This is a genomic window from Marinobacter pelagius (assembly GCF_003315345.1).
In the GTDB taxonomy this organism is placed as follows: domain Bacteria; phylum Pseudomonadota; class Gammaproteobacteria; order Pseudomonadales; family Oleiphilaceae; genus Marinobacter; species Marinobacter pelagius_A.
The window spans coordinates 269,592-282,377 of the sequence record NZ_QNRO01000002.1 but is presented as its reverse complement, the minus strand read 5'-3'; the positions used below and the strand labels follow the sequence as shown (position 1 = coordinate 282,377).

General features: G+C 58.1%; 11 protein-coding genes. 8 read left to right on the top strand and 3 right to left on the bottom strand.

What is annotated here, in order from left to right:
• Window positions 1-339: 339 nt before the first annotated feature.
• The gene (locus tag DET50_RS03480; protein ID WP_113861480.1) at window positions 340-1,794 is read left to right on the top strand and encodes a hypothetical protein; all 1,455 of its coding nucleotides are present in this window, start codon (window positions 340-342) and stop codon (window positions 1,792-1,794) included.
• 85 nt (window positions 1,795-1,879) lie between these two features.
• On the opposite strand, the gene DET50_RS03475 is transcribed toward DET50_RS03480, so the two are convergent.
• Together DET50_RS03475 and trxA are read right to left on the bottom strand one after the other, a co-directional pair.
• The gene (locus DET50_RS03475; protein ID WP_113861479.1) at window positions 1,880-2,200 is read right to left on the bottom strand and encodes a hypothetical protein; all 321 of its coding nucleotides are present in this window, start codon (window positions 2,198-2,200) and stop codon (window positions 1,880-1,882) included.
• 85 nt (window positions 2,201-2,285) lie between these two features.
• Window positions 2,286-3,149 carry a thioredoxin gene (trxA, locus tag DET50_RS03470; RefSeq protein ID WP_113861478.1) on the bottom strand — a complete coding sequence of 288 codons (864 nt, stop codon included), beginning with the start codon at window positions 3,147-3,149 and terminating at the stop codon, window positions 2,286-2,288.
• A 221-nt stretch (window positions 3,150-3,370) separates the two neighbouring features.
• On the opposite strand from trxA, the gene lon reads away from it, so the two are divergent.
• On the top strand, window positions 3,371-5,821 hold the full coding sequence (gene lon, locus DET50_RS03465) for an endopeptidase La (RefSeq protein ID WP_113861477.1): 2,451 nt from the start codon (window positions 3,371-3,373) through the stop codon (window positions 5,819-5,821).
• Window positions 5,822-5,962: 141 nt separating this feature from the next.
• On the opposite strand, the gene DET50_RS03460 is transcribed toward lon, so the two are convergent.
• Window positions 5,963-6,457 (bottom strand): MarR family winged helix-turn-helix transcriptional regulator, encoded by a 495-nt coding sequence (locus tag DET50_RS03460; RefSeq protein ID WP_113861476.1) that lies wholly within the window; start codon window positions 6,455-6,457, stop codon window positions 5,963-5,965.
• A 313-nt stretch (window positions 6,458-6,770) separates the two neighbouring features.
• Between DET50_RS03460 and DET50_RS03455 the strand changes: the two genes are divergently transcribed.
• The 6 genes from DET50_RS03455 to DET50_RS03430 all read left to right on the top strand — a co-directional run bounded on the left by DET50_RS03455 (window position 6,771) and on the right by DET50_RS03430 (window position 12,746).
• Window positions 6,771-7,607, top strand: coding sequence for a tetratricopeptide repeat protein (locus tag DET50_RS03455; protein ID WP_258546041.1), 837 nt, complete (start codon window positions 6,771-6,773; stop codon window positions 7,605-7,607).
• A 195-nt stretch (window positions 7,608-7,802) separates the two neighbouring features.
• Window positions 7,803-8,915, top strand: a complete 1,113-nt coding sequence (locus tag DET50_RS03450; RefSeq protein WP_113861474.1) for a branched-chain amino acid ABC transporter substrate-binding protein — start codon at window positions 7,803-7,805, stop codon at window positions 8,913-8,915.
• A gap of 160 nt (window positions 8,916-9,075) precedes the next feature.
• Window positions 9,076-10,002, top strand: a complete 927-nt coding sequence (livH, locus tag DET50_RS03445; RefSeq protein ID WP_113861473.1) for a high-affinity branched-chain amino acid ABC transporter permease LivH — start codon at window positions 9,076-9,078, stop codon at window positions 10,000-10,002.
• Complete coding sequence (locus DET50_RS03440) at window positions 10,002-11,273, top strand: high-affinity branched-chain amino acid ABC transporter permease LivM (RefSeq protein ID WP_113861472.1); 1,272 nt, start codon at window positions 10,002-10,004, stop codon at window positions 11,271-11,273. Before livH ends, DET50_RS03440 begins: the two co-directional genes overlap by 1 nt.
• Before the next feature lie 6 nt (window positions 11,274-11,279).
• Window positions 11,280-12,035: a high-affinity branched-chain amino acid ABC transporter ATP-binding protein LivG gene (gene livG / locus DET50_RS03435; protein WP_113861471.1), complete on the top strand. Its 756-nt coding sequence runs from the start codon at window positions 11,280-11,282 to the stop codon at window positions 12,033-12,035.
• Window positions 12,036-12,044: 9 nt separating this feature from the next.
• Entirely contained in the window at window positions 12,045-12,746 is a 702-nt protein-coding gene (locus DET50_RS03430) for an ABC transporter ATP-binding protein (protein WP_113861470.1), read from the top strand.
• Window positions 12,747-12,786: the final 40 nt, after the last annotated feature.

The following is a 12,786-nucleotide window of genomic DNA, read 5'->3' as shown; positions in this document are numbered from 1 at the left end:
AAAGTCGGGGTCAGATGAAAGCCTTCATCTGACCCCTTTTTCATTCCGGATCCCCAAACCCCTGTCCCAGATCGACCAAATACCTCTTTTGGTTATTGACTTGTTAAATATCAACCAAAATGAAAATTGATATTTAACAATCATTTGCAAACCCCAAATTGTGCCTGTAACGAGAAAAACCTACTTTCTTATAGCCCTTAATAGAACACCGGGCTTCGGGCGTGTTGATCAGGGAAGACCCACCAATCACCGGACTCCTCCCTGCCTGACACTCCCTCTGCAGTAGGTGGCATTCCAGGCAATGCTGCCATTCTCTTACTAATGACAACGGAAACAGTGATGTTCAAGAAAAATACTTTGCTGCGTGCGCTGATTGCTGCCGGATTAACTTCAGGGTTGGTTGCTTGTGGAGGCGGATCTTCCAGCAGCTCCTCGGACGGAACTTCCACACAGGCTGAACAGCCCTCATCTACGACTGATACGAAATCCGTAGGCCAGTTTGTTGATAGCCCCGTACAAGGCCTGCGTTACTTTACCTCGTCAGGGTCCGGAGTCACGACGGCTGAAGGTGAGTTCGAATATAAAGATGGAGACGAAATTTTCTTTCTCGTCGGCAACACACTGATTGGCCAGTCCATAGCGGGGCCGGTCCTGACACCGCTGGATGTCGTTGGCGAAGCCCAAAACGCCGACAAAAGCATGAACATCCTGCGCTTCCTCCAGACTCTGGATGAGAACGGAGATCCCTCGGACGGGATCGTTATATCCGACAATGTCACTGTGCTTGCGGAAACCACCGGTACCGAAGTCAACTTCGATTTGCCCGCTGATCAATTCGAAGCGCAAACAAGTGTGCAAAACCTTGTTTCAGAGGCAGGCAAAGACGCTTTGGTTACCGCCGAGGCGGCTAACACACATTTCGAGACAACTCTGAGCTCGCTGGCTAACAACGAAGTCGATATTCGGGGCGAGTGGATTGCAACCACAGTGTACAAGCAAGGCGGGAAAATCCTGTGTGAAGGGACAGCCACCTGGACCTATACAACTGATGGTTTGTCAGTAACCGGTGATGAGCTTAACCCGGATACCAGCGTTACACCGGTAGACTGCGGCATTACACAGCTTAACCATACAGGTGCCTATGAAAGCGACGCTCTTTCCGATCCCGGCATGGGGTGCACCGGTGGCATTTGCACTCTTGACCAATTAAACAAAGTTATTCCAGCGTGGGACGAGTCCACCAGCTCCTGGACAAATGGAAACGATGAAACCATAAACGAATACAACTACTCTGTTGTTGAGCTTTCGCACAGCATTGGTTCTGACACTATGCGTCGGATCAAAACGGATATGAATCGAAGCACTAACACTTCAACCCAACAAAGTAACACAGAAGTTTGGGGCGTATTTGAAACCACTTTTCTGAAAAAAGAAGCGGCCGAATATACCAAGGACATGCGTGGCACGTGGGAAGTCACCTCCCAAAGGTCAACCTGCCCGGATCTCTCAGTCAGTCGCACTATCACGTACTCTGATACTGGAATTTCTGTAATAGGCGAGGAGTTCTACGTTCAGAATGGCACCTGTACGATCCAGAACATCAACGAAACCCTTTCATATGACGATCCGGGGTTGCCTGCTGAATTTTGCGGCCCTACGTGCACTTATCAGGAGCTAAACGGGACGTACTCTGACGAGGGCGAAACCATCAAACTCTCTCATAAGCGAGGCACAAATATCATCAACAGGAGCAAAGGGCTGGATAGCCGCTCAGTTCGAGTCAAAGTCAACTGAGTTGATACGCTGGCTTTAATTAGCCGTAACCAGCAAAAAAGGGGTCAGATGAAAGCTTTCATCTGACCCCGACATTCCCAATCCCTCACCTCCCCCGCTTCGGCACAAACCCCGCTGGCTTCTCCCGGATCCAGTCCACGAAGACTCGCAACTCCTCCAGCTCCATCAGCTTGTCCCGGGTGTTGTAGTGCAACCCGAGTTCATACTCGGAGCATGCCCGGTGAATGGCGCTATGACACGGCCGGCACACCCACAGGGTCCGGGTGATCAACTCTTCCTTGCTGAACAGTTTCTGGAAGCGCTTTTTGCGATGCAGGTGTTTGGGGATGAGGTGGTGGCGGGTGAGTTTGGGGACGGGGCGGTGGCAGAGTTCGCAGTGGTCGGGTTGGGGTGGGAGTTTTAGCATGGCTTGGGGTCTGGATTGAACATGGGGTCAGATGAAGGTTTTCATCAGACCCCAGAGTTTGACTCGACCCCGCTTGGTCTCGTCGTCAATGCATCAGGGTATAGAGCTTTCTACGATAGGTGCGTACGTCCGGATTGTTGTTGCCGAGTTTGTCGAACAGCTCGATCAGGGTGGTCTTGGCGATACCATCTTTATAGGTGCTGTCGGCCTGCATCAGGCGGATCAGCAGGTCCATGGCTTCGGCGTTTTCGTCTTTGAGCACGTGCTGCAAGGCCAGCTGGTGCAGGGCTTCGGCGTTTTTCGGGTCTGCTTCCAGTTTTTTCTGGAGTTCAGCAACCGGGGGCAGTTCGCCGGCCTGCTTCATGAATTTGATGCGCGCGGCCAGCTGTTTGGCCTGGTGCTGCAACTTCTCTTCCGGCGGCAGGCTTTCCAGGACCTGCTCGGCGGTTTCAAGATCTCCGGTTTCCGCTTTCAGTTGCGCAAGGTCGATGAGGACCTTCATATTCTCGGGGTCCTGCCGGTTCAGCTCGGTGAGAATCTCCAGCGCTCCGTCGACGTCGCCGTTTTCCCAGAGGCGGTGGGCGGCGTCGTAGGGATCTTCCTTCGGTGCCTCCACGTGCTTGTCCAGCACCTTGCGGATTTCGCTTTCGGGCTGGGCGGCGTTAAAGCCGTCCACGGCCTGGCCATCCTTCACCAGGATTACCGTCGGCAGGCTGCGCACGCCCAGGCTTGCGGTCAGCTCCTGCTGTTCGTCGGCGTTGACCTTGGCGAGTCTGAAGCCACCTTCATACTCGTTGGCCAGCTTCTCGAGGATCGGCATCAGCTGCTTGCACGGAGCGCACCACTCGGCCCAGACATCGATCAGAATGGGCGTGTTGGCAGAGGCATCCATCACCTCCTGCTGAAAATTCTCCATGGTGGCGTCGAAAACGTGGGGCGAGTTGCTCATCTGGGCACCTGAAACCGTTGAATGAATATAAGAATCTGCTTCGATCATGGGGCCGACAGCGGGAAAATCAAGCTCCCGACCACCTACGATTCTATGGACTGCCGCCAAGCCAAATCCTTGAAATAGCCGTAACTGCCGCTACATACGCAAGTAGACCTGATCGCGGGCCACTGTTCACTATCGCCCGTGCGATGACAACCTTTGAGGGATGCAACGACGGCATGAATGACGACAACCGCAATGACAGCCTTGAGGAATTCGAAGAAGACGTGACCGAGTACATCGGCAAGGACGAGCACAGCAAGAGCCTTGCCCTGCCCCAGCAGATCATGCCCCGGCGCATGTATGTGCTGCCGGTTTCCAATCGGCCGTTCTTCCCGGCCCAGGTTCAGCCGGTGGTGGTCAACCAGGATCCCTGGCATGAAACCCTCAAGCGCGTGGGCGAGACCGATCATCGCGTGCTCGGCATCTGCTATGTGGAGGAACACGACGCCGAACAGGGCATTCCCGCCAGCGAGCAACTGGAAACCATCGGTTGTGCCGTGCGTGTGCACCATGCCCAGAAGGAAAGCGGCAAGGTCCAGTTTATTGCCCAGGGCCTGCAGCGGTTCCGCATCGTTCAATGGTTGCGGCGCAAACCGCCTTACCTGGTGGAGGTGGAGTATCCGAGCGAGCCGGAGGAAGACGCCGACGAGCTGAAGGCCTATACCCTGGCCATCATCAGCGCCATCAAGGAGCTGCTGCGTACCAACCCGCTCTATGGCGAGGAAGTGAAGCAATACCTGTCCCGTTTCGGGCCGGACGACAGTTCACCCCTGGCTGATTTTGGGGCCTCCATGACCAGCGCGCCCGGTCCCGAGCTCCAGGACGTGCTGGACACCGTGCCACTACTTCGGCGCATGGAAAAAGTCCTGCTGCTGATGCGCAAGGAACAGGAAGTAGCAAGACTGCAGTCAGAGATCAGCGAAGAAGTCAACGAGAAGGTCCAGAAACACCAGCGCGAATTCTTCCTGCGCGAGCAACTGAAGGTCATCCAGCGCGAGCTGGGCATGGCCAAGGACGACAAGACCGCCGACGCGGAGCGCTTCGAAGATCGCATGGCGAAGCTGGATCCACCAGAGCCGGTAGAGGAACGCTTCCGGGACGAGCTGCAGAAACTGCAGGTGCTGGAACAGGGCTCACCGGAATACGGCGTAACCCGAAATTACCTGGACTGGCTCACCCAGGTGCCCTGGGGCCAGTATTCCGAGGACCATTTCGATCTGGCCGAGGCCCGGCGCATCCTGGACCGGGACCATGACGGCCTCGATGACGTCAAGGACCGCATCGTCGAATTCCTGGCCGAGGGCACCTTCAAGGGCGAAGTCAGTGGCTCGATCCTGCTACTGGTGGGCCCACCTGGCGTGGGCAAGACGTCCATCGGGCATTCGGTTGCCGATGCTCTTGGCCGCCAGTTTTACCGGTTCAGCGTTGGCGGCATGCGTGACGAGGCCGAAATCAAGGGCCACCGGCGCACTTACATCGGCGCAATGCCTGGTAAGTTTGTGCAGGCCCTGAAGGATTCGAAGGTCGCCAACCCGGTGATCATGCTGGACGAGATCGACAAGATCGGTGCGTCCTACCAGGGGGACCCGGCCTCTGCCTTGCTGGAAACTCTGGATCCCGAACAAAACCGTGAGTTCCTCGATCATTACCTGGATGTCCGCATGGACCTGTCCAAGGTGCTGTTCATCTGCACCGCCAACCAGCTGGATACCATTCCCCGGCCACTGCTGGACCGGATGGATGTGATTCGTCTGTCCGGCTACATCACCGAGGAAAAGCTGGCTATCGCCAAGCACCATCTGATGCCGCGGCTGCTCAAGCGGGCAGGGTTGCTGAAGAAACAGCTCAATGTCACCGACGCTGCCCTCAGGCAGGTGATCGAGGGCTATGCCCGGGAAGCCGGTGTGCGGAACCTGGAGAAACTGCTGCACAAGATCATCCGCAAGGGCATCGTGAAGCTGCTGGATAATCCGGACCAGCCGGTGAAAGTAGGCGTGGCGGACCTGCCCGAGTACCTGGGGCAGCCCGCCTTCCGCAAGGAAAAGGCACTGAAAGGTACCGGGGTTGTCACCGGCCTGGCCTGGACCGCCATGGGTGGCGCTACCCTGAGCATCGAGGCTTCCCGCATCCACAGCAGCCAGCGCGGCTTCAAGCTGACCGGTCAGCTGGGCGATGTCATGCGGGAGTCGGCGGAGATCGCCTACAGTTACGTGTCATCGAACCTGAAACGGTACAAGGGCGACCCCACCTTCTTCGACAAGTCCTTTGTGCACCTGCACGTGCCGGAGGGCGCGACACCAAAGGACGGCCCCAGCGCCGGTGTCACCATGGCCACCGCGCTATTGTCCATCGCCCGGAAGGAAGCGCCCCAGCAGAATGTGGCCATGACCGGGGAGCTGACTCTGACCGGTCAGGTGCTGCCTGTGGGTGGCATCCGGGAGAAGGTCATCGCGGCGCGGCGGCAGAAGATCAGCAACCTGGTTCTGCCGGAGGCGAACCGGGGAGATTACGAAGAGCTGCCGGAGTATCTCAAGGAGGGACTCACGGTGAACTTTGCGCGGCACTATAACGATGTGTTTCAGGTTTGTTTTGGGAACAAGCCGCGGAAGGGGTCTTCGGTGCATTGACGGAGAAGCCGGGGCCTGGGACAGGTGAAAGTGGGGTCAGATGAAGGCGTTCTTCAGACCCCGCACACCTCGGAAATCGCGCCCACTCCGGGGCCAGGCCGGGGTCTGATGAAAGCCTTCATCTGACCCCATTTTCACGCCTCAGGCCTTCTCCTTCCAGCCGTCGTCCTTCAACACCGAGCCCACCGTCAGCACCGGCGAGGCGTCGATTTCGTCGGCGTCCATCATGTTCGCCACCCGCTGCAACGAGGCCAGGATCATGGTCTGCTCCCACTCGTGCAGGCTCTGGAACTTCTGGATGAAGTCTTCCTGCAGGGGATTGGGGGCGCGGGAGAGGATCTCGGCGCCTTCCTCGGTCAGGTGGGCGTGCACCTTGCGCTTGTCCTTGGTGCTGCGGACGCGGTAGACCAGTTTACGGTGCTCCAGCCGGTCGAGAATGGTGGTCACGGTGGCCTGGCTCAGGCTGACTTTCTCGGCGATGGTGCCGATGGTCACTTCCCCCAGATCCCGGATGGTCCGCATGATCAACAGTTGCGGGCCGGTAAGCCCGGCATGCTTGCTCAGCCGCTTGGAATGAAGATCCGTTGCCCGGATGACGCGGCGAAGCGCTACCAGCACCTGTTCGTAATTGTCCACAGAGTTGCTCCAACTACTCAACACTTGTTTATACCTCTAACTATTAGAGGTCTTTGTACCCTTAAATGCAAGTGGGCACTTTCACTTAACTTCGCGCCAACTCCCTTTAAACTGTCGTTGCGGCATTTTTTCCGCCAGCCACTATGCTAAGGTCAGCTGTTTTCCAAAACCGCAAAACGGACGCAGTACCATGATCAACCGATTCATCCTCTCGCTCTTGCCATTGTTCAGGACAATGCGCACCGGCACCATGCTGTGCCTGCTTCTCCTGGCCGGGACTGCGGCCGCCCAGGACACCGGAGAGCGGCCATCCATGGACGACGACGTCACCTCCGACGACGTGGCCGCCGCGCTGGCGGATCTGGAAGAACCCATGTACACGCCGTTTATCGAGCTCTACCTGCTGGAGGAAAGCAAGGCCCTGCGCAAAGAGATGATGGACACCCGCGCCGAGCTGATCGAGAAGGTGGTCGACAAGGAGCTGTCCGTGGCCGACAAGACCATGTCCTACGCCACCGATACGGTCACCTACTTCTTCTACCTGATTGCCGGCGCCACCTCCATTCTGGTTGTGATCGGCTGGAACTCGATCCGGGATATGCGCAACCAGCTGGCCAGTGTTGCGGAGAAACGGGTAAACGAACTGGTTGTGGAATACGAGAAGCGCCTCAAGGCCATCGAAGAACAACTGCAGCAGAAGTCCGACATCATTCACCAGAACCAGGCCGAGATTGAACGCACCAACGAGGTGCACTCGCTCTGGCTCAAGGCAAGCCAGGAGACTTCCCAGCAGAACAAGATCGCCGCCTACGACCGCATCCTCGACCTCCGGCCGGACGATGTGGAAGCCTTGAGCTACAAGGCCGATGCCGTTCTGGAAATGCAGGAACCCCTCTGGGCCATCAGCCTGTGCCGCCGGGCCCTGAAACTGGACCCGGATAACGGCCACGCCCATTACCAGCTGGCCTGCGCCTATGCCGAGATCGGTCGCTGGGAGGACGCCGTGAGCACCCTGGAGAAAGCCATCGATATTTCGGAGGCTTATCGGGACGATGCTTCCGTGGATCCGAGCTTCGAGCAGTTGCGCGAACACGAAAGCTTCCGCACACTGGTGTTCCCGGATCAGGAAGAGAACAGCACGGACGCGTGACACTTTTCTCAGTCAGGCACACGCTTTGCAAGCATTCTGCCAGATTGAAGCTTTCTGTCTTCAATGCAGACACGTTTGAAAAAGTTGTGTTCCTGAACAAACACTGGCCGGCCCGGCTTGACAAGCGGCAGCCCGTGGTGTTTGTTTGCTCTCTGAGAACACAAGAATAACCCTGAACAAAACAGGACTGACCTAATGAGAATCTCAGTAAAAAAACTCGCAACCGCTGTAAGTACTTCCGTTGCCCTGATGGCCGCCGGCCAGGCAGCCGCCGAAATCAAGATCGGCATTGCCGGCCCGATGACCGGCCCCGTGGCCCAGTATGGTGACATGCAGTTCTCCGGTGCCCGTATGGCCATCGAACAGATCAACGCCAACGGTGGCGTGATGGGCGAAGAGCTGGTCGCTGTCGAATACGACGACGTCTGTGACCCGAAGCAGGCTGTGACTGTCGCCAATAGCATGGTCAACGACGGTGTCAGCTTTGTTGTGGGTCACCTCTGCTCAAGCTCCACCCAGCCCGCTTCCGACATCTATGAGGATGAAGGCATCCTTATGATCACCCCGGCTTCTACCAGCCCGGACATCACCGAGCGCGGCTATGAGCTGGTGTTCCGTACCATCGGTCTGGACAGCATGCAGGGACCGGTCGCGGCCAACTACATTGCCGCCCAGAACCCGGATCGGGTCGCCGTTGTTCACGACAAGCAACAGTACGGTGAAGGTATTGCCACCGCAGTCCGCGACACCCTCAAGGACAAGGGCATCGAAATTGCCATGTTCGAAGGGATCACCGCCGGCGCCAAGGACTTCTCGTCACTGATCAGTAAACTCAAGCAGGCGGATGTGGATTACGTCTACTACGGCGGTTACCACCCGGAACTGGGCCTGATTCTCCGCCAGGCCCAACAGGCCGGCCTGGATGCCAAATTCATGGGGCCTGAGGGTGTGGGCAACAAGGACATCAACACCATCGCTGGCGAGGCTGCCGAAGGCCTGCTGGTAACCCTGCCACCGAGCTTTGACCAGAAGGCTGAAAACCAGGCGCTGGTAGAGGCTTTCAAGGAAAAGGGTGAAGATCCTTCAGGTCCGTTCGTGCTGACTTCCTATACCGCCGTTCAGCTGGTCGCCGAGGGCATCGAGGAAGCCCAGTCCACCGATCCGTTCGAAGTGGCCGAAGCACTCCGCAGTGGCACCTTCCAAACGCCGATCGGTACCGTCGAGTATGACCAGAAGGGCGACCTGAAGTCCTTCGAATTCGTGGTTTACGAATGGCATTCCGATGGTAGCAAGACTCCTCTGAACTAAGCCAAAATCGTTAACAGACGGTAATAATGAGAACACCTTCTCACCGCGATCCGGGGGAAGGTGTTTTTCTAGGCTCCCCGCGAGGCTCCCGGCTGCAAAGCCAGTATCCCGGCTTTGTAACTGCGGCAGTGGAGGGGGCGGGCTTGCGGAGTTACAAACAATGTCAGAAGCTACCCTTTATTTCATCCAACAGCTCATCAACGGGCTGACGATCGGGAGCGCCTACGCCCTGATCGCCATCGGCTACACGATGGTTTACGGCATCATCGGCATGATCAACTTTGCCCATGGTGAGATCTACATGATCGGCGCCTACACCGCACTGATTGCCATTACCGGACTTGCCACCCTCGGCATCGCCTGGCTTCCCCTGATCCTGATCGTAGCCCTTGTCTGCGCCATGATTGTGTCCAGCGCCATGGGCTGGGCCGTGGAGCGGGTCGCCTACCGTCCCGTGCGAGGACGTCACCGGCTGATCCCGCTGATTTCAGCCATTGGCATGTCGATTTTCCTGCAGAACTACGTTCACCTGGCACAGGGCTCACGCAACATCGGCTTTCCGCTGCTTATTGACGGTGGCATCCAGTTCGGCAGTGAAGCAACCTTCCAGGCGCAGATCTCCTACATGCAGATTACGGTCTTCCTGACCACCCTTGTCTGCATGACGCTACTTAGCCTGTTCATTTCCCGATCCAGAATTGGCCGGGCCTGTCGGGCGGTGTCCCAGGACCTGGGCATGGCCAACCTGCTGGGCATCGATACTAACCGGATCATCTCGGCAACCTTCGTGATCGGCGCCGCCCTCGCAGCCGTGGCAGGCCTCCTGCTCGGCATGTACTACGGCTCCATCGACCCCCTGTTTGGTTTCATTGCCGGTCTCAAAGCCTTCACAGCAGCCGTCCTTGGTGGTATCGGAAGTATTCCCGGTGCCATGCTGGGCGGCCTGATCCTGGGAGTCTCGGAAAGCATGACCTCCGGCTATCTCAGTGGAGAATACAAGGATGTTGTCTCATTCGGCTTGCTAATCCTGATTCTGCTGTTCAAACCCACCGGCCTGCTTGGCAAACCGGAGGTTGAGAAGATCTGATGGCTGCTCACAACCTGAAACATGCACTATTCTGTGCATTTATCACTGTAATCATCTCCTATCCGATCCTGGGGCTGAACCTGATTGCCCAGGGCACCTCCGTCACCCTGGAAGGCGCTACCACCGCGACCGTCGTCAACGTATTCCTGGCTGCCGTTGCGGTTTTTCTGTTCCAGCTGTTCCGCGACAACATCATGGGTGTTTTCGGCAGGGTTCCGAACCTCAACCCGCTGGCCAAGCGCGGCCCGGTCTCCCAGGAAAAGCGCCTGCTGATGGAACGGGTGTTCTTTGTAGCAATCATTCTGCTCGCCCTGGTGTGGCCATTCATCGTGTCCCGCGGGGCTGTCGACCTGGCCACCCTGGTGCTCATCTACATCATGCTCGCCCTCGGGCTGAACGTGGTGGTTGGTCTGGCCGGCCTGCTCGACCTCGGCTATGTGGCGTTCTATGCGGTGGGGGCTTACACCTTCGCGCTGCTGTCCCAGTACTTCGGGATTTCCTTCTGGCTGGCCTTGCCGATCGGCGCCCTGCTTGCCGCCCTGTTCGGGTTTGTGCTGGGCTTCCCGGTGCTCCGGTTACGTGGTGACTATCTCGCCATTGTCACCCTGGGTTTCGGGGAGATTATCCGCATCCTGCTGAACAACTGGACTACCCTCACCGGCGGTCCCAACGGCATCGGCGGCATTCCGGATCCGACCCTGTTCGGCATGGAGTTCGGCCGCCGGGTCAAGGAGGAAGGCAACGTCTCCTTCCACGAGACCTTCGGCATCGCCTACTCCGGTGAGCACAAGGTGATCTTCCTGTACTTGATTGCCCTGGTGCTGGCCATCTTCACCCTGCTGGTGATCCGCCGCTTCATGCGCATGCCCGTGGGCCGCGCCTGGGAAGCCCTGCGGGAAGACGAGATCGCAGCCCGTTCCCTGGGCATGAGCCGTACCGCAGTGAAGCTCTCGGCCTTCACCATCGGCGCTTTCTTTGCCGGCTTTGCCGGTACCGTGTTTGCCTCCAAGCAGGGCTTTATCAGCCCGGAATCCTTCGTATTCCTGGAGTCTGCCATCATCCTGGCCATCGTGGTTCTGGGTGGCATGGGCTCACAGGTCGGGGTGATCCTGGCTGCGATTGCCGTCACCATCCTGCCCGAGCTCGCCCGGGAGTTCTCTGAATACCGGATGCTCATCTTTGGTGCCGCCATGGTGCTGATGATGGTCTGGCGTCCGCAGGGGTTGCTGCCCATGCGTCGCATTCAAATCGAACTCAAAGAGCAGGGGTGACAGACAATGCTTGAAGTACAGAATCTGTCCATGCGCTTCGGCGGCCTGCTGGCGGTGGACCAGGTATCCGTTGATGTCCGGGAACACGAGATCGTCTCGATCATTGGTCCCAACGGCGCCGGCAAGACCACCGTTTTCAACTGCATCAGCGGTTTCTACAAACCAACCGGCGGCAAGATCCTGTTCCAGGGGCAGGAAATCCAGGGCAAGCCCGACTACAAGATTTCCCGCCTGGGCATGGTGCGAACGTTCCAGCACGTGCGCCTGTTCAGCAAAATGACGGTAGTGGAGAACCTGCTGGTGGCCCAGCACCGGCACCTGAACACCAACCTGTTCGCCGGCCTGCTGAAAACCCCGGATTATCGGGAACGGGAGAAGAAATCCCTGGAGCGGGCACGGTACTGGCTGGACCGGGTCGGCCTGCTCGAGATGGCCAACTGGGAAGCCGGCAACCTGGCCTACGGCCAGCAACGGCGCCTGGAGATCGCGCGCTGCATGGTGACCGAACCGCAGCTGCTGATGCTGGACGAGCCGGCAGCCGGCCTCAACCCGGCGGAAACGAAGGAACTGGATCAGCTGATTGTCAGCCTGAAAGAGGACTATAACGTTTCCGTGTTGCTGATTGAGCACGACATGAGCCTGGTGATGGGTATTTCCGACCGAATCAACGTCATTAACCAGGGCCGCCCCCTGGCCAGTGGCACGCCGGAGGAAATCCGCCAGAACGACGACGTGATCAAAGCCTATCTGGGCGAGGCCTGAGGACCAACCATGCTAGTACTTGAGAATGTTCATACCCATTACGGGAAAATCGAGGCGCTGCACGGGGTATCGGTCGAGGTCAAGAAAGGCGAGATCGTCTCCCTGATCGGCGCCAACGGCGCCGGCAAGACCACCCTGCTAATGACTGTCTGTGGCAACCCCCAGGCCAGCTCGGGGCGTGTCATCCTGGAAGGCCGGGACATCACCAACGCGCCCACCTCCCAGATCATGCGCTCCGGCATATCGATTGTGCCCGAGGGTCGGCGGGTGTTCTCCGGTCTGACCGTGGAAGAGAACCTGCATATGGGCGGGTTCTTCAACACCAAGGCAGAGATCCGCAAGAGCCAGGACCATGTCTACGACCTGTTCCCCCGGCTCAAGGAGCGGGAGCACCAGCGCGCCGGCACCATGTCCGGTGGTGAGCAGCAGATGCTGGCCATCGGCCGGGCCCTGATGAGCAAGCCCAGGATGATCATCCTGGACGAGCCATCGCTCGGGCTTGCGCCAATCGTGATCCAGCAGATCTTCGAGATCATCGGTCACCTGCGGGAAGAAGGTATCACGGTGTTCCTGGTGGAGCAGAACGCCCACCAGGCCCTGAACCTGGCAGACCGTGGTTACGTGCTGGAGACCGGACGGATCCGGCTACACGACACCGGCAAGAACCTGCTGGCCAACCCGGACGTGCGCAACGCCTATCTCGGCGGCTGACGGCCTATCCGAAGGATCGGCAGAACAGCCGGGGCGTGGC

Bases quoted from the DNA above. Each gene is read 5' to 3' on its own strand.
- livG (WP_113861471.1), top strand. From the start codon at position 11,280: ATGCTTGAAGTACAGAATCTGTCCATGCGCTTCGGCGGCCTGCTGGCG.
- DET50_RS03430 (WP_113861470.1), top strand. From the start codon at position 12,045: ATGCTAGTACTTGAGAATGTTCATACCCATTACGGGAAAATCGAGGCG.
- livH (WP_113861473.1), top strand. From the start codon at position 9,076: ATGTCAGAAGCTACCCTTTATTTCATCCAACAGCTCATCAACGGGCTG.
- DET50_RS03480 (WP_113861480.1), top strand. From the start codon at position 340: ATGTTCAAGAAAAATACTTTGCTGCGTGCGCTGATTGCTGCCGGATTA.
- DET50_RS03455 (WP_258546041.1), top strand. From the start codon at position 6,771: ATGGACGACGACGTCACCTCCGACGACGTGGCCGCCGCGCTGGCGGAT.
- trxA (WP_113861478.1), bottom strand. From the start codon at position 3,149: ATGAGCAACTCGCCCCACGTTTTCGACGCCACCATGGAGAATTTTCAG.
- DET50_RS03450 (WP_113861474.1), top strand. From the start codon at position 7,803: ATGAGAATCTCAGTAAAAAAACTCGCAACCGCTGTAAGTACTTCCGTT.
- DET50_RS03440 (WP_113861472.1), top strand. From the start codon at position 10,002: ATGGCTGCTCACAACCTGAAACATGCACTATTCTGTGCATTTATCACT.
- lon (WP_113861477.1), top strand. From the start codon at position 3,371: ATGAATGACGACAACCGCAATGACAGCCTTGAGGAATTCGAAGAAGAC.
- DET50_RS03475 (WP_113861479.1), bottom strand. From the start codon at position 2,200: ATGCTAAAACTCCCACCCCAACCCGACCACTGCGAACTCTGCCACCGC.